Annotated in this window: 18 protein-coding genes; 15 read left to right on the top strand and 3 right to left on the bottom strand. The window is 71.7% G+C overall.

Annotation, left to right across the window (positions count from 1 at the left end; genetic code table 11):
• Window positions 1-789, bottom strand: coding sequence for a GntR family transcriptional regulator (locus AC0B61_RS14295; RefSeq protein ID WP_471740945.1), 789 nt, complete (start codon window positions 787-789; stop codon window positions 1-3).
• 408 nt (window positions 790-1197) lie between these two features.
• On the opposite strand from AC0B61_RS14295, the gene AC0B61_RS14290 reads away from it, so the two are divergent.
• The 15 genes from AC0B61_RS14290 to AC0B61_RS14220 all read left to right on the top strand — a co-directional run bounded on the left by AC0B61_RS14290 (window position 1198) and on the right by AC0B61_RS14220 (window position 13323).
• On the top strand, window positions 1198-2361 hold the full coding sequence (locus AC0B61_RS14290) for an ABC transporter substrate-binding protein (RefSeq protein ID WP_471740944.1): 1164 nt from the start codon (window positions 1198-1200) through the stop codon (window positions 2359-2361).
• A gap of 6 nt (window positions 2362-2367) precedes the next feature.
• Window positions 2368-3378: an ABC transporter permease gene (locus AC0B61_RS14285; RefSeq protein ID WP_471740943.1), complete on the top strand. Its 1011-nt coding sequence runs from the start codon at window positions 2368-2370 to the stop codon at window positions 3376-3378.
• A complete protein-coding gene (locus AC0B61_RS14280; protein ID WP_471741049.1) occupies window positions 3378-4187 on the top strand; it encodes an ABC transporter permease in 810 nt (269 codons plus the stop codon). Before AC0B61_RS14285 ends, AC0B61_RS14280 begins: the two co-directional genes overlap by 1 nt.
• 54 nt (window positions 4188-4241) lie before the next feature.
• The gene (locus AC0B61_RS14275) at window positions 4242-5327 is read left to right on the top strand and encodes an ABC transporter ATP-binding protein (protein ID WP_471740942.1); all 1086 of its coding nucleotides are present in this window, start codon (window positions 4242-4244) and stop codon (window positions 5325-5327) included.
• 50 nt (window positions 5328-5377) lie between these two features.
• Entirely contained in the window at window positions 5378-6103 is a 726-nt protein-coding gene (locus AC0B61_RS14270) for an HAD family hydrolase (protein WP_471740941.1), read from the top strand.
• 1 nt (window position 6104) lies between these two features.
• Window positions 6105-6425, top strand: a complete 321-nt coding sequence (locus AC0B61_RS14265) for a DMT family transporter (protein WP_471740940.1) — start codon at window positions 6105-6107, stop codon at window positions 6423-6425.
• Between the two features lie 179 nt (window positions 6426-6604).
• On the top strand, window positions 6605-6991 hold the full coding sequence (locus AC0B61_RS14260; protein ID WP_471740939.1) for a hypothetical protein: 387 nt from the start codon (window positions 6605-6607) through the stop codon (window positions 6989-6991).
• Window positions 6988-8313, top strand: coding sequence for a WXG100 family type VII secretion target (locus AC0B61_RS14255; protein ID WP_471740938.1), 1326 nt, complete (start codon window positions 6988-6990; stop codon window positions 8311-8313). The genes AC0B61_RS14260 and AC0B61_RS14255 overlap by 4 nt, the downstream gene beginning before the upstream one ends.
• Window positions 8303-8977, top strand: a complete 675-nt coding sequence (locus AC0B61_RS14250) for a hypothetical protein (RefSeq protein ID WP_471740937.1) — start codon at window positions 8303-8305, stop codon at window positions 8975-8977. Before AC0B61_RS14255 ends, AC0B61_RS14250 begins: the two co-directional genes overlap by 11 nt.
• Window positions 8974-9621, top strand: coding sequence for a DUF3592 domain-containing protein (locus tag AC0B61_RS14245; protein WP_471740936.1), 648 nt, complete (start codon window positions 8974-8976; stop codon window positions 9619-9621). Before AC0B61_RS14250 ends, AC0B61_RS14245 begins: the two co-directional genes overlap by 4 nt.
• A 159-nt stretch (window positions 9622-9780) precedes the next feature.
• Window positions 9781-10113 carry a WXG100 family type VII secretion target gene (locus tag AC0B61_RS14240; RefSeq protein WP_471740935.1) on the top strand — a complete coding sequence of 111 codons (333 nt, stop codon included), beginning with the start codon at window positions 9781-9783 and terminating at the stop codon, window positions 10111-10113.
• Between the two features lie 30 nt (window positions 10114-10143).
• Window positions 10144-11748 carry a WXG100-like domain-containing protein gene (locus AC0B61_RS14235; RefSeq protein ID WP_471740934.1) on the top strand — a complete coding sequence of 535 codons (1605 nt, stop codon included), beginning with the start codon at window positions 10144-10146 and terminating at the stop codon, window positions 11746-11748.
• On the top strand, window positions 11745-12329 hold the full coding sequence (locus AC0B61_RS14230) for a hypothetical protein (protein WP_471740933.1): 585 nt from the start codon (window positions 11745-11747) through the stop codon (window positions 12327-12329). Before AC0B61_RS14235 ends, AC0B61_RS14230 begins: the two co-directional genes overlap by 4 nt.
• Before the next feature lie 25 nt (window positions 12330-12354).
• The gene (locus AC0B61_RS14225; protein WP_471740932.1) at window positions 12355-12507 is read left to right on the top strand and encodes a hypothetical protein; all 153 of its coding nucleotides are present in this window, start codon (window positions 12355-12357) and stop codon (window positions 12505-12507) included.
• Between the two features lie 285 nt (window positions 12508-12792).
• Window positions 12793-13323, top strand: a complete 531-nt coding sequence (locus tag AC0B61_RS14220) for a hypothetical protein (RefSeq protein WP_471740931.1) — start codon at window positions 12793-12795, stop codon at window positions 13321-13323.
• A 96-nt stretch (window positions 13324-13419) separates the two neighbouring features.
• Here the strand turns inward: AC0B61_RS14220 and AC0B61_RS14215 are convergent, their stop codons facing one another.
• Both AC0B61_RS14215 and AC0B61_RS14210 read right to left on the bottom strand, forming a co-directional pair.
• Entirely contained in the window at window positions 13420-14094 is a 675-nt protein-coding gene (locus AC0B61_RS14215; RefSeq protein ID WP_471740930.1) for a phosphonatase-like hydrolase, read from the bottom strand.
• 11 nt (window positions 14095-14105) lie between these two features.
• Window positions 14106-15227: a TIGR03364 family FAD-dependent oxidoreductase gene (locus tag AC0B61_RS14210; protein WP_471740929.1), complete on the bottom strand. Its 1122-nt coding sequence runs from the start codon at window positions 15225-15227 to the stop codon at window positions 14106-14108.
• Window positions 15228-15306 lie beyond the last annotated feature (79 nt).

The raw sequence follows: 15306 nt of genomic DNA, 5'->3' as shown, positions 1-15306 counted from the left end.
TCAGTCCATCTCCCGCGCGTGTCGTGAAAGTGCCGACGTGGCCAGTGAGTTGTGCACGCTGAACGCCACCGTCCCCGGCAGGTAGCGGTCCTGGGACCACTCCACCGGCGTGCCGGTCGGGTCGGTGGTGCGGCGCCGTTCGCGCAGTAGCGGGCCGCCGCGGCGGCAGCCGAGCAGCCGGGCGTCCTCCGCGTTGGCCGCGACCACGTCGATCGTGTGGTCGGCGTCGGTGAACAGGATGCCGTGCTCGCGCAGCACCTCGGTGTGCGAGACGACGTCCGCGGGCAGTTCGGCGACGATCTCGCCGACCCTCGGCGGGTAGACGGTGCGCTCGACCATCACCGGCGTGCCGGACAGCGTCCGCAGCCGGACCGTCGCGTACACCTCGGAGCCCGGCTCCAGGCGCAGTTGCTCGCACTCGGCGGCGTCGGCCGGGCGGCGGACCAGCGAGTCCAGGATGCCGCCGGGCTCCTCGCCCATCGAGTAGGCCCAGTGCGTGAAGCTCAGCAGTTCGGAGAAGCTCTGCACCCGCGCGCCGCCGAGCACCACCCGGCGGGTGCCGCGGCGGGAGGTGACCAGCCCGTCGGAGCGCAGGACGGCGAGTGCCTGGCGGACGGTGCCGCGGGAGACGCCGTACTGCTCGGCCAGCGCGCCCTCGGCGGGCAGCCGGCCGGCCTCGCCGTACGCGCCGGTGGTGATGGCCTCGCGCAGGTCGGCGGCCACCTTCCGGTAGAGCGCGCCGGCGGCGCGCTCGTCGGTCGCGGCGGGGCGCCGGGGCTCAGTTGCCACGTCGGTCAAGGTCCCTCCTGGGGCGGTGTCCTGCGCGGCGGTGCGGGCGCGGACTGCCCGACCCTATCCCGCCGCGTCCTCGAAGCATCGCACCGAACGGATCACGCTCCGATGGCCGGATTCGACCGTTCCCGCAGCCGACCCCGGTTCTGGGCCGTCCGTTCACCTTCCCGTCACCGGACTCCGGCGTACTTACCCCCGTCAGCGAAGTTGGCTAGTCAACTCGGACGGTCCCGGGCTGTCCCGGTCCCGAACGGTCCCGGACAGTCCCGAACGGTCCCGAACTGTCCCGGACGGCACCGAACTGTCCCGGACGGCACCGAAGCGTGGACGCCTCCGGACCGCCACTCGCCAGATCCCCCGATCGAGACGCCCACTCGCAGTTCCCCCTTCTCAGGAGACTGACCCGTGTCCGTGCACCGCGCCCGTTCCGCCGCCTTCGCGGCCGTTCTGACCGCCGCCGCGCTCTCCCTCACCGCCTGCGGCTCCGCCGGCTCCTCCACGAAGTCCGGCGACGCCGCGGGCGGGAAGAACGCCAGGACCGCCACCTCCGTCGCCGACTTCGGCGGCATGGACGGCCTGGTCGCCGCCGCGAAGAAGGAAGGCAAGCTGCACGTCATCACGCTGCCGCGCGACTGGGCGAACTACGGCAAGCTGATGGACGACTTCAAGGCCAAGTACGGCATCGAGATCGAGGACGAGAACCCGGACGGTTCCAGCCAGGACGAGATCAACGCGGTCACCTCCCGCAAGGGCCAGGACCGCGCCCCCGACGTCGTCGACCTCGGCTCCGCGTTCGCGATCAGCGCGGGCAAGCAGGGCCTGCTGGCCCCGTACAAGGTGACCGACTTCGACAGGATCCCGGCCACCATGAAGGACCCGAACGGCCTGAGCTACAACGACTACGGCGGCTACATGTCGATCGGCTGCGACGCCAAGAAGGTGTCCGCCTGTCCGAAGACCTTCGCCGACCTGCTGAAGCCCGACTACAAGGGCATGGTCGCCCTCAACGGCAACCCGACCAAGGCCGGTGCCGCCTTCGGCGCCGTCTACGCGGCCGCGCTCGCCAACGGCGGTTCGCTGGACAGCATCCAGCCCGGCATCGACTTCTTCGGCAAGGTCAAGCAGGCCGGCAACTTCAACCCGGTCGAGGTCACCCCGGCGACCATCGAGAAGGGCGAGACCCCGATCAGCATCGACTGGTCGTACCTGAACGCCGGCTACGCCGACAAGTTCAGGGACAAGGGCATCGACTGGCAGGTGGCCATCCCCTCGGACGGCTCCTACGCCCAGTACTACAACCAGGCGGTCACCAAGGACGCCCCGCACCCGGCCGCCGCGCGCCTGTGGGAGGAGTACCTCTACAGCGCCCAGGGCCAGAACGGCTTCCTCGGCGGCTACGCCACCCCGGCCCTGTTCGACACCCTGAAGGCCGCGGGCACCCTGGACGCGGCGGCCGCCGCCAAGCTCCCGACCGTCGAGAAGCCCTTCACCACCTTCCCGACCCAGGAGCAGACGGACGCGGCCAAGAAGACCGTGACCGAGAACTGGGCCAAGGCGATCGCGGGCTGACCTGAGATGACCACGGCTCCCACCCCGGTGCCGGCCACCGCCTCCGCCGCCCAGCGCGGCGGGGGCGCCCCCGGCCCCGCAACCCCCGTCACGGCCCCGGCCGCCACCCCCTCCTCCACCGCCACCGCCACCGCGTCGGCCGCCAAGGCCCCCCGCCCCGGCAGGCGCCGGACCGGCGGCGGCCGCGCCTGGCTCGCTGCCCTCCCCCTGCTGCTGTTCTTCGTCCTCGGCTTCGGCCTGCCGGCCGTCGCGATCGCCATCGGCGCGTTCACCACCTCCTCGGACGCGCCCGACGGCGGCGGCACCTTCACCACCGCCAACCTCACCGGCTCCCTCCAGGGCGCCTACTGGACCGCCCTGTGGGGCAGCGTGAAGCTCTCGCTGCTGACCGCGCTGATCGCCACCGTCGTCGGCCTGCCGCTGGCCCAGGCCGTGGCGACCTCCCGGTTCCGGATGTTCCGCGACGCGGTGATGTCGGCCTCCGGCGTGCTCGCCAACTTCGGCGGCGTCCCGCTGGCCTTCATGTTCGTCGCCACCCTCGGCAACTCCGGCGAGGTCACCAAGCAGCTCGGCCTCACCAAGCACGGCTGGAACCTCTACACCTTCTCCGGCCTCTCGGTGGTCTACCTGTACTTCCTGGTCCCGCTGATGGTCATCACCATCACCCCCGCCCTGGAGGGCCTGCGCGTCCAGTGGCGCGAGGCCGCCTACAACAACGGCGCCACCGCGCCGCAGTACTGGCGGCACGTCGCGCTGCCCGTCCTGCTGCCCTCGTTGCTCGGCGGGTTCGTGCTGCTGTTCGGCGCCTCCTTCGCCGCGTACGCCACCGCCGAGGCGATGGTGGGCAGTTCGGTGCCGCTGATCTCGATGCAGATCGGCGACGCGCTGTCCGGCAACGTCCTGGTCGGCCAGGGCAACCTCGCCCTCGCCCTCGGCCTCGACATGATCGTGGTCGCCTGCCTGGTGATGGCCGTGTACCTGCCCCTTCAGCGCCGGAGTGCCAAGTGGCTCGCCTGATCGAACGCATCCGCCTCGGCCGCGGCCTGGTCCTGCTGCTCTGCGGCGTCTACTTCGCCGTGCCGATGGCCGCCTCGCTGTGGTTCAGCATCGACGACAACAAGGGCGGCACCACCTTCCGCGCCTACACCGAGCTGCTGAACGCCCCCGGCTTCACCGACAGCCTGGTGCTCAGCCTCGAACTGGCCGGCGTCACCGTCGCGGTGCTGCTGCTCCTGCTCGTCCCGGCGATGCTCGCCGCCCGGCTCGGCGCTCCGAAGCTGCGCCCGGTGATCGAGGTGATGTGCTCGATGCCGCTGGTCGTCCCGGTCGTCGCGCTCACCACCGGCATCATCGGCGTGCTGCGCTGGGGCCCGGACTACCTCCAGGACACCCCGCTGTTCCAGACCATCGTGGCGATCCAGGACCCGTCCTTCCCGATCGTCCTGGTCATCGCGTACGTGCTGATGGCGCTGCCGTTCGCCTACCGGGCGATCGACGCCGGACTGCGCGGCGTGGACGTCGCCACCCTGGTCGAGGCCGCCCGCAACTGCGGCGCCGGCTGGCTGCGCGCCGTGTTCACCGTCGTCCTGCCGAACCTGCGCAGCGCCCTGCTGAACGCGGCCGTGCTCACCGTCGCCCTGGTGCTCGGCGAGTTCACCACCGCCTCCATCCTCGGCTTCTCCCCCTTCTCGGTGTGGATCAACTCCAACGGCAAGAGCGACGGCCAGATGTCCGTCGCGGTCTCGATGCTCAGCCTGCTGATCGTCTGGCTCGTCCTGCTGCTGATGTCCGCCGTCGGCCGCGGCCGCAAGGCCACGCGCTCCTGAGCGCACCGCCCGAACGGTCCTGAACCACCCCACGCTTTCCAGGAGTCACCTGCCATGACCACGGCCCCCGCCCCCGTCACCGGCGTCGCGCTCGCCCCCGGCAGCGCCACCGTCGAGTTCCGCTCGCTGCGCCGCTCGTTCGGCACCACCACCGCCCTCGACGGCCTGGACCTGACCGTCCACCCGGGCGAACTGCTCGCCCTGCTCGGCCCGTCCGGCTGCGGCAAGACCACCGCGCTGCGCATCCTGGCCGGCTTCGAACAGCACGACTCCGGCGAGGTCCTGGTCGACGGCCGGGACATCACCGCCATCCCCGCGCACAAGCGCGACGCGGGCATGGTGTTCCAGTCGTACAGCCTCTTCCCGCACCTGACCGCACTGGACAACGTCGCCTTCGGCCTGCGGATGCGCCGCGCCGGCAAGACCGAACGCCGCAAGCGCGCCCAGGAACTGCTGGAACTGGTCGGCCTGCCGCACCGCGCCGAGCACTACCCGCACCAGATGTCCGGCGGCCAGCAGCAGCGCATCGCCCTCGCCCGCGCACTCGCCCTGCAGCCGCGCGTCCTCCTGCTCGACGAGCCGCTGTCCGCGCTGGACGCCAAGGTCCGGCTGCAGCTGCGCGAGGAGATCCGGCGCCTGCAGCAGGAGTTGGGCATCACCACCCTGTTCGTCACCCACGACCAGGAGGAGGCGCTGTCCATGGCCGACCGGGTCGCGGTGCTGCGCGCCGGCCGCCTGGAGCAGTGCGCCACCCCGTCCGAGCTGTACGGCCGGCCGACCACCGCCTTCGTCGCCGAGTTCGTCGGCACCATGAGCCGCATCCCGTGCACCCGCACCTCCGACGGCGTCGAGGTGCTCGGCCGCCGCCACACCGTGGACGGCGAGATCCCGGCCGACGGCGAGCTGCACGTGCTGGTCCGCCCCGAGAACGTCACCCTGACCCCGGACCGGAACGGGCCCGCGCTCGTCGTCTCCGCGTCCTTCCTGGGCGCCGTCACCCGGATCACCGCCCGCCTCCAGGACGGCACCGAGGTCAAGGCCGACCTGCCCACCGAGGCCACCGCCGCACTGCCGGTCGGCTCGCACGCCGGGCTCACCCTGCCGGAACGCCCCGTACTGGTGGACCGGCGGCCGGCCTGAGAGCCTTGCACGTCCCTGCCCCGCCCCTGAGAACCACCGAAGGTACCGCCATGCCTGAATCCGCCATGCCCGAATCCGTGCCGGCCACTGCCGTCCTGCCCGCCGACGCCCTGCCCGCCGCCGTCCTCTTCGACATGGACGGCACGCTGGTCGACACCGAGCAGCTGTGGTGGCAGGCCGCCGCCGAACTCGCCGAGGAACTCCGCCACCCGCTCACCGACCAGGACGCCCCCGAGGTGCTGGGCCAGGCCGTCGAGCACACCGCCGCCCACCTGCACCGGGTCAGCGGCACCGCCCTCAGCGAGGCCGAACTCGCCGCCCGGCTGGGCGACTCCTTCGCCGGCAAGGTCGCCGCCGAGACGGTGCCGCGCCCCGGCGCGCTCGCCCTGCTGGCCGCGCTGCGGGACGCCCGGGTGCCCACCGCACTGGTCTCCGCCTCCCCGCGCCGGGTGGTCGACCTCGTCCTGTCCGTCATCGGCCGGGACTGGTTCGCCGTCACCCTGGCCGCCGAGGACACCGAGCGCACCAAGCCCGCGCCCGACCCGTACCTCGCCGCCGCCGAGCGCCTCGGCCTCGACCCGGCCGTCTGCGTCGCCGTCGAGGACACCCCGACCGGGGTCACCTCCGCCGCCGCGGCCGGCTGCGCCGTGCTCGCCGTACCGTCCACCGCGACGCCGATGCCGGACGGCGACCGGATCACGCTGCTCGCCAGCCTGGAACAGGCCGACCTCGCACTGCTCGGGAAGATCACCGCCGCCCCGTCGGTTCGTCCCTGACATGCCCTACGTCCTGCTCGCCCTCGCCATCCTGAGTGAGGTCTGCGCCACCAGCTGCCTCAAGCTCACCGAGGGGTTCACCCGCCTCTGGCCGAGCCTGGGAGTCGGCATCGGCTACGCGCTCTCCTTCCTGCTGCTCGGCCGCGCGCTCAAGCACATCCCGGTCTCGGTCGCGTACGCGGTCTGGTCGGGGGCCGGGACGGCGGCGGTCGCCGGGATCGGCGTGGTCGCCTTCGGGGAGTCGCTCGGGCGGCTGCAGTGGGTGGGCATCGCGCTGGTGATCGTCGGGGTGGTCGTGCTCAACCTCAGGAACAGCCACTGACCGCCGGCGGCCGCCGCCGGCCGCACCGCAGGCCCCTCTCGTACCGCCCGTCCTGCGCGCACCGCCCGTAAATCCCGTACCCCCCGTACCTCCCGAAACCCGGCGAAGCGCGGCGAAGCGCGGCTGCCGAGCGTCAAGACGCCGTCGGCTCCCCGTAAAAGTCCCGTAACAAAGGGCACTTGGACGTTCAGCGGCTGATCACCCGCGCGCCGGCGAAGGTTATGCTCACCCGGTTCGACGGTTCGACAATCGACACATCGGGGGCAAATGTGGCCGACTTCACGGTCAGCACCGAATTCCTCGCCAAGTTGGCCCAGGACCTCAAAGGCTGTGGCGACGAACTCGACCAGGGCCTCAAGGCATTCGAAGCGGCCAGCCACAGCGGGACCGGCTATGACTTCCTGGACGAGGCCTGCGGGCACTTCAAGGAGAAGTGGGGGTACGGCCTGAAGAAGGTCCGCGAGTGCGTCAAGATCCTCGACGACGGACTGGACAAGGTGCAGCAGAGCTACGACGGCACCGAGCAGAGCATCACCAAGGCCCTCACCCCGGCAGGCCAGTCGTGACCGACCCCACGCCCGCACCCGACTGGTCCGGCCTCGGCTTCAACCCCGCCCCCGGCGACTCCGCCGCCGTCACCGCCCTCAGCGGAAGCCTGCGCCGGGTCGGCCAGCACCTGACCGGCGTCCACACCACGCTGTCCCAGCTCTCCGCCAACCAGGGCCAGTGGACCGGCGACGCGGCCAAGGCCTTCTCCGACCAGTTCGGCAAGCTCCCCACCTACCTGCAGGACGCCGCCGACTCCATCACCGCCGCCTACCAGTCACTCGACATCTGGTACAAGGCGCTGACCGAACACCAGCCCAAAGCCGTCGAGTTGGCGCACGCGGCCGTCACCGCCAAGCAGCGCAAGGCGGACGCCGAACAGGCCCACGCCACCGCGGCCGCCGCCCCCGACCTCAAACTGGCCGGCCAGAACTTCCCCGACGACGCCTCCCTCGCCGCCGCCGAACAGCGCTACAACAAGGCGAAGGGCCACCTCGACGCGGCCGCCGCACTGGTCGACAGTGCCGCCGCCGACCTCACCGGGCTCCAGAACCAGGCCCACGAACTCGCCGAGAACCACAAGTCGGACGCCCACAAGACGGCCGACGCCATCCGCAAAGCCGCCGACAGCAAGGCCCCACCGGAGCCGGGCTGGCTCAGCAAGGTCGGAAACTGGCTGAAGAACCACGGCGCCGACATGCTGACGGTCGCGGCCGGCGTCTGCGGCGTCGCGGCGATCTTCTTCCCCGCCTTCGCCCTCCCCGCCATCCTGCTGAGCGCCGCCGCCGCCGGCGCGCACGCCACCCAGTACGCCGCCAAGGGCCAACTGTGGCCGCCGCAGAAGAACCTCGGCAACTGGCTGACCCTGGGCGGCGACGTCCTCGGCGCGATCCCCGGCGTGGGCGTCGCCGCCAAGGGCGTGACCGCCGCCCGGACCGCCCGCACCGCCGGTTCGGGCGTGCGCGGTGTGGTCACCGCCGGGGCGAAGGAGGTCCGGGCGGCCTCCCGCGGGGTCGACCCGGCCAACCCGATCTTCACCACGGCGATCGAGAAGCCGGCCATCAAGCTCGGGCTCTCCAAATCCACCGCGATGGACGTCTCCGACGGCGTCCAAGCCGCCACCACCGTCGGCCTCAACGCCCCCACCGCGTACGCCCTCACCCAGGACAACCCGAGCAACGGCCTGACCAGCGCGGTCAACTACACCACCGGCGCCAACAACATCCTCGGCTCCGGCGGCCTCGCCGCAGGCGGCGGCAAGGCCAACCTCGTCGTCGGCACCGTGTCCACTGTCGGCAACCTGCTCGGCGTGACCGGATGGGCGGCCGGCTATGGCCGTTGAGTCCGCGCCACCGCTGTGGCTGACCCTCCCCGACGGCTTCACCCCCGTCGACCTCGACGAGGACCTCGGCGACCGGATGGCCCGCGCGGCAGAGAGCCTCGACGCCCTCTACCCCGACACCGCCCCCGAACAGAAGCTCAGCGCCGTCATCGCCGCCGAGACCGCCCTGCAGGCCCAGCTGCGCGAGGGCGCCGTCCACGTGTCCAGCTGCCTGGTCCGAGCCGAGGACGGCGAACCCATCCACGGCATGCTCACCGTCTTCCTCCGCCCCCAGGAGCCGGGCACGCCCGGCGACTACCCCGCCCGCGTCGCCGAGCAACTGGCCGAGGCCTGGCCGGACGCCGACGTCGGCGTGGTCGACCTGCCCGTCGGCCGCGCCGCCCTCGCCGCCCGCGACCTCGCCGTCCCGGTACCCGGCGCGGTGTGGGGCGTGCCGGCGTCCACGGTCAGCACGGTGCGCCAGCTCGAACTGCTGCTCCCCCACCCGTGGAGCCCCCACGTGGTCGCCGCCGTCTTCACCACCGAGGACATCGACCACTGGGACGAATGGCTGCCCCTGCTCACCACCGCCTTCCGCGGCATCGCCTTCCACCCGCCCCGCGACGAAAGCCTCGACACCCTGCCGCCCGACCAGTGGGACACCATCCGCAAGGCCTTCGGATGACGACCACCCGCCCCGACCGGCCCACGGCCACCGCCCGCCCGTGGCTCGGCCGCACCAGCGCCCTCATCGCCACCCTGACCTGCCTGTTCGTCGGCATCGTCCTCGCGGGCGCCTACGTCGGCACCCTCCTCGTCGTCGGCCTGGTGGTCCTGTACGTCGTGGTGGCGGGCACGGGACTGGTGAAGCTCCGGGGGCCCTCAAGCGATCCCGGCTACAAGGACACCGGCGGCGCGCTGGCCCTGGTGACCCTGGCCGTCATCATGGCCACCGCCGCTAGCGGGGACGCCTGGCAGAACCTCGTACTGTCCTCCGGCCGCGAGGTGAACGCCGTGGTGACGTCCGAGAAGGCCGACAGGTCGTCCCGCGGTTCGACGAGCTGGACCTACACCCTCACATCGGCGGACGGCGCCACCGTCCCCGGCGGCCCACTGGCCCAGAACTCCGAACGCTTCAAACCCGGCGACACCGTCACCGTCCGGGTCGACCCGTCCGGACGGGTCGCCCCCAAACTCCCCGGCGAGGCCGGCTCCACAGCCTCCCTGTGGTCGGTGATCGGGCTCAACGCCGGCATCGCGGCGCTCCTCCTGTGGTTCGCCCGCTTCGGCAGCCGACCCCGCCGGACTCCGCACCGGCCCACCGGGTGACGACCAAGGGCCCCAACACCTGGTCAAGACTTCCCCCGGCCCCGGCAATGTGACCCTCGTCACACGAACCATCCGAAACCCGCCCACCCCGGTCGGCCCTCTCCGTCTTCGCAGGTCAAACGGGCGGCACAAACGGGCGACGCAAACGGGGGAGACACCATGGCGGATGACGGGGCGAAAGCCGGCGGGCCGACTTTCAAGATCCGGCCGGGGGATCTGAAGGCGGCCGCGCCGACCTTCGAGAACCAGAGCAAGGCGCTCAAGGAAGCCCTCGACACGCTCAAACGGAGCCTCACCGAGGCGGGCAGCCCGTGGGGCGGCGACAAGCAGGGCAACGAATTCGCCCAGGCCTACAACGGCCCGCACGACAAGGTGCTCACCGGGCTCGACGTCCTGGTCAAGGGCCTCGCCAGCATCGCCGAGGGGCTCGACGCCCACGCCGACAACCACACCGGCGCCGACAACCAGGCCCGTAAGGACCTGACGGCATGACCGGCCGCCCCGCCCCGGAGGGGGTGGCGCGTGGGTGAGTCCACGGTCGCCAAGGCCGTCCGGAAGCTCACCGGCATGTGGTGGCCCGACGCCGACCCGGACAAGCTCCGCAAGGTCGCCGACGCCTGGGACGCGATGGCCACCGCCATCGACAACGTCACCGCGCCGACCAACCAGGCCGCCGCCGCCATCGTCGCCAACAACCACGGGCCCGCGATCGACGCCTTCGGCAAGTTCTGGGGCAACTACTACGGCGGCCAGGGCAAGGGCTGGCTGCCCGACACCGCCAGCGCCTGCCGCAGCCTCGCCAAGGCACTGCGGGACTTCGCCACCGAAGTCGACAAGGCGATCAAGAAACTGGAGGAGGAGGCCGCGATCGTCGGCGGCACCCTCGTCGTCGGCACCGCCCTCGCCTTCTTCACCGCCGGCCTCTCCGAAGCCGCCGCCGGCACCGCGGCCGCGAGCATCGTCGCCGCCGCCGCGACCCTCGGCGTCACCGTCTCCGAGACCATCGCCACCATCGCCGCCACCGTCCTGGTCGGTGCGGCCTTCGGCGCCGTCGAGGCGATCACCGTCGACGTCGCCGTCGCCCAGCCGATCCGGATGTCCTTCGACGACGGCGGGTTCAGCCTCAAGGAAGCCGTCGACTCCGCCGAGACCGGCGGCATCATGGGCGGCGCCGGCGGCGGACTCGGCGCTGGTGGGCGCGTCGTCGCCAATGCCGCCGAGCGGGCCGAGAGCGCCTCCGTCGCCCTGGCCGGCCTGGCCAAGGTCGCGAACGCCGCCGACTCCCTCCCCGGCCGCATGGTCACCGGCGCCGGCCTCACCTACGGCTACGACGCCGCCTTCCAGACCGGCCCCGTCATGCCGCTGGACCTCGTCCTCGGCGCCGTCGGCGGCGCGGCCGCACCAGGGAGCAGCACCCCGAAGCGCCGCCCCGGCTTCTCCGGGGCCGAGGCGAACGGATTCCCGGGCAGGGAAGGGGCCGCTCCCGAACCGTGGATATCCGAATCCGGAGCGCCGTACGTGGTCGACCGGGGAGGCTCGGGCATAGACCCCCGCGCCGTGAAGCTCTACGAGGAATACCGCGGAAGAACCGACGACGTCATTGAGGTGGCCAAGGAAACCGGCGTCGATCCCCGAATCGTCGACACCGCGAAGAACAATCTCATGCTGAAACGCCACGACGTCCCCGTCGGTCCCGGCGAAGAAAACATCATGAAAGACGTTCATTTCGAACCGGACTGGGAGATCGCACGACGCTGGAACGCCGCGGTGAAGGGCTTCCACAAGCCCGCCGACGTCGACATCCTGCGTGCTGTCATCGCTCATGAGTACGTGGAGGCCAAGCTCTTCGAGGCGGATCTCCCATATCTGTCCAGCCATCCGGAGGCCTGGCAAAACGGCGCGGAACCGGTGGTCCACCCTGAACACCCCAGCGCCCACGTCCTGGCTCCCCGCAGCTTTGATACGCTCGACTTCACGACCGACGGCGTGCTCAGTTCACTCAAGGCCTGGAAGCAATTCGGAATCGAGGTTCCACCCATTCCGATCGCCGACGACCTCTCGAACCTCGATGTCCTGGTGGACGCGATCAAATCCCGTCTTCGCGCGAAAGGTTACAACCTCAAGTGAGTCCCGACGCCGTGCAGTCGATGATCGACCGCCTCAAAGCCGTCAACTGGAAGTCGCCCGGCGAGGCCCACGAAAAATCCTTCTCACGCGCCGCGCTGATGAAGGAGTACTTCCGGCGGGCCGCGCTCTGGCTCGAATCCTACGGAGAAACCCAGAAGTGGCCCTTCCTCGACCTCGCGGAAATCGTGGACCCCAGCGTCCGTGCCGACCCTGCGGTGATCGCGGATATCGAGGACTTCATCGACGATGCCTGCGGCTCCTCGTACGCCATGGACGGCGGCTCGGCGGCCGTCCAGTGGGCCGCCCTGACCAGCACGCCCGGGGTGCGACTGCGCCCGCTACCGGACCCGTTCGAGCCCCTGCTCCGCCTCTTCGAACGCGGTGGCGCCGGGTTCTCCTTCGCCAACGGCTTCATCGACTTCGGCATGATCATGGTGCCGCGCGGCAACTGGCGCATACACCTGTCTCCGACCCCCGTCATCGAGCTGTCCGACGAAGCCCTCGACTCGCTGGACGCGCGCAAGTGGGCCGAACTCAACGCACTGGCGGATCGCAGCAACCAGTCGACTGACCACGGCTGACCCGGGGCGAAAGGGCCGACACGGCGTGAGCACGGCGATGATCGACCGCCTGGCCGCCATCAGGTGGACCAACCCGGCAGGACGCAACGCGCACGCGGCCTCGCGGTCCCGGCTGATGGTCGAGCACCTCCGCCGGACCTCGCTCCGGGCCGACCTGCCGGATGGTCCGCCGAAGTGACCGTTCTTCGACATCGCCGAGGCCGTCGCGCCCCGGAGGTCCGGGGCCCCGGCCGCTGAAGCGGAGAAGCACGCCCATCTGGCGACGATTCACGCGTACCTCGTCCTCGCCGGCGAGGAACTCCCGATCCCGCCCGACTGAGGCTCCCGGTCGGGGGGAGCTCACGGTCGCGGCGTAGCCTTCCCCTTCGATCGGGTGTACGACGGGGGTGCCATGGGCGGGGTCAGGGAGCACCGACGGACGGTCGGGCTGGTGTCGGCCGTGCCGGTCGGGTCCGTGGGGCTGGTGCTCGTGGGTACGTACCTCGGGGGGTTCGCCGCCTTCGTGCTCGGGGTGGTGCTGGTGGCCGGGTGGACGGTGGGCGTCGTCCGGCAGGCGGGGCGGTTGTTCGGGTGCTTCGTGGCGTTCTTCGCCGTCGTCCTGGGCGGGCTCACGACCGGGGCGGTGTCGCTCGCCCGGGACGACGTGATCCTGGGGCTGTCGGGCGTGGACACCACCGCCCTGGTGACGGCGGCGCGGGACCATCCGGAGGGCAAGCGTCCGAGTTCGACGTACGAGGTGGCGGGCGAGGACGGGGTGCCGCTCGGCGAGTTGATCCTGGATCTGCGCTCGCTCGCCGTCGGTGACCGGGTGGCCGTCCGTTACGACCCGGGAGGCCGGGCGGCGGTGCACCGCCCGGTGGACCTCAGCCTGTCGAGGGATCTGGCGATCGCCGCCGGTCTGAACGCGGTGCTGATGGCCGGGGTCGGTTACATCGGTGTCCAGGCGGCCCGGCAGCGGAGCCGCCCTGTCGCCGGGCCAGCGTCCCCGAGGTAGGAGCAGGAAGTCGGTAGGAGCAGGAAGTCGGTAGGAGCAGGAAGTCGGCCGGCCCGACTTCCTGCTCCGAGGTTCCGCCAGGAGCCCGCCGGCCCGTCAGCCCAGCAGCGCCGGCAGTTCCGCGACGGATCCGAGTACGTGGGTCGCGCCGTCGGCGCGCAGCCGGGCCTCGTCGTGGGCGCCGGTGAGGACGCCGGCGACCACCGACGCGCCCGCCCGCACCCCGGTCAGCATGTCGTAGCCGGTGTCCCCTGCGACGGCGATCTGCCGCACCGAGTCGGTGCCCGTGCGAAGCAGCGCGGTGAGCGCGAGGTCGGGGTAGGGGCGGCCGCGGCCGGCTTCGGCGGGGCAGAGGGTGAGGTCGGCGACGGTCTGCCAGCCGAGGGCGTCGAGGATGCGGTCCTGGGTGGCGCGGGAGAAGCCGGTGGTGAGGACCACCTTGCGGCCCTGGGCGCGGAGTTCGGCGATGGCCTCGGCGGCGCCGGGCAGGGCGGCGCAGTGGCCGGCGTCGACCAGGTCGTGGTACGCGGCTTCGAAGGCGGTGTTGGCCCGCTGGGCCTTCTCCTCCTCGCCGAAGAGGTGCCGGAAGACGGAGATCTTGGACTCGCCCATGGTGGCGCGGACGTGGGCCAGCATCGGGTCGAAGTCCGGGCTGCCGGCGTCGACGCCGAGTACGGCAGCGGCGGCGGTGAAGGCCCGTTCGACCAGGCCGTCGTCGGCGACGGTGGTGCCGGCCATGTCGAGTACGACCAGTCGGATGTCGGTTGTCACGGCAACTTCCCTTACAGGTTGGCGAGTTCGGCGGTGGTCTCGGCGATGGCCGGTGAGCAGGTCATGCCGCGGCCGCCCGGTCCGGTGACCAGCCAGACGCCGTCGCGCACGCGCTCACGGTGGACGACCCGGGTGGTGTCGACGCACTGGGCGTAGACGCCGGCCCAGCGGCGGCGGATCCGCGGCAGCGGGCGGCCGAGGAGTTCCTCGGCGACGCCGGCGAGGTGGTCGTACGGGTCCTCGACCACGTCGAAGCCGAAGGGGTGGTCGTATTCGTGGGTGTCGCCGATGGTGAGGCCGCCGTCGCGTCGCTGGACCATCAGCAGCTGCATCTTGTGCTCGGCCGCGGTGGCGGACTGTGGCTGCGCCTCACGCATCCGGTCGAGGGCGGTGCCGGCGAAGGCGGGGTAGTAGCGGAAGCTGTCGCCGTCGGCGACGGAGCTGGTGAGGGTTTCACCGAGCGGGTCGGTCTGCATCATCTGCAGCCGTACGCGGCGGACGGGCAGGGCGGGGGCGAGTTCGCGGACGAGGCCGCCGAGCCAGGCGCCGGTGCAGAGGACGACGAGGTCGCCGGTGTGGGTGTCGCCGTGGTCGTCGCGGACGGCGTTCTCGCCGATCACGTCGCGGACCTCGCGCCCGGGCAGGTAGGTGTAGCGGCCGCTGGCCGCCAGGGCGGCACGCAGCGCGGGCTGGGCGGTGCGGGGCTCGACGGCGGCGTCGCGTTCGCACCGCAGGGCGCCGAGGAGTGTGCCGCGCAGGGCGGGGTCGGCGGCCCGGGTCTGCTCGGCGTCGAGCAGCCGGTAGCCGCGGGCGGCGGCGTCGGGCAGGGTGAGGGCCTGTTCGGCGACGGCGAGTTCGGCTTCGGTGCGGATCGCGGTGAGTGAGCTGTTGGCCCGGAAGCCGAGGTCCGGGACGCGGGCGCCGATGCCTTCCCACAGTTCGCGGGCGCGCAGCGCGGTGTCCAGTTCCTCGCCCTGTGCCCGGCCGCTGACCCAGACCAGGCCGAAGTTGCGCACCGAGGCGCCACGCGCCTCGGCTTCGCGCTCCAGGTGGACGACCTCGTGGCCGCGCTGGACGGCCTGCCAGGCGTGCATGGTGCCGAGCACGCCTGCTCCTACGACGATGACTCTCATGCGGCCACGCTCGTGCTTCCAGGTGTCCGGGGGGCGTCGGATCGCCGTCCCGTGAATGAACCACTTGGAAAGTTGTATA

The organism is Kitasatospora sp. NPDC023385, from assembly GCF_055664045.1.
Note: the sequence above shows the minus strand (reverse complement) of the source record. Positions and strands in the feature narration are given on the sequence as shown.

Excerpts from the sequence above, each read along its gene's own strand:
- AC0B61_RS14285 (WP_471740943.1), top strand. The coding sequence starts at position 2,368 with ATGACCACGGCTCCCACCCCGGTGCCGGCCACCGCCTCCGCCGCCCAG.
- AC0B61_RS14275 (WP_471740942.1), top strand. The coding sequence starts at position 4,242 with ATGACCACGGCCCCCGCCCCCGTCACCGGCGTCGCGCTCGCCCCCGGC.
- AC0B61_RS14270 (WP_471740941.1), top strand. The coding sequence starts at position 5,378 with ATGCCTGAATCCGCCATGCCCGAATCCGTGCCGGCCACTGCCGTCCTG.
- AC0B61_RS14265 (WP_471740940.1), top strand. The coding sequence starts at position 6,105 with ATGCCCTACGTCCTGCTCGCCCTCGCCATCCTGAGTGAGGTCTGCGCC.
- AC0B61_RS14250 (WP_471740937.1), top strand. The coding sequence starts at position 8,303 with ATGGCCGTTGAGTCCGCGCCACCGCTGTGGCTGACCCTCCCCGACGGC.
- AC0B61_RS14245 (WP_471740936.1), top strand. The coding sequence starts at position 8,974 with ATGACGACCACCCGCCCCGACCGGCCCACGGCCACCGCCCGCCCGTGG.
- AC0B61_RS14240 (WP_471740935.1), top strand. The coding sequence starts at position 9,781 with ATGGCGGATGACGGGGCGAAAGCCGGCGGGCCGACTTTCAAGATCCGG.
- AC0B61_RS14210 (WP_471740929.1), bottom strand. The coding sequence starts at position 15,227 with ATGAGAGTCATCGTCGTAGGAGCAGGCGTGCTCGGCACCATGCACGCC.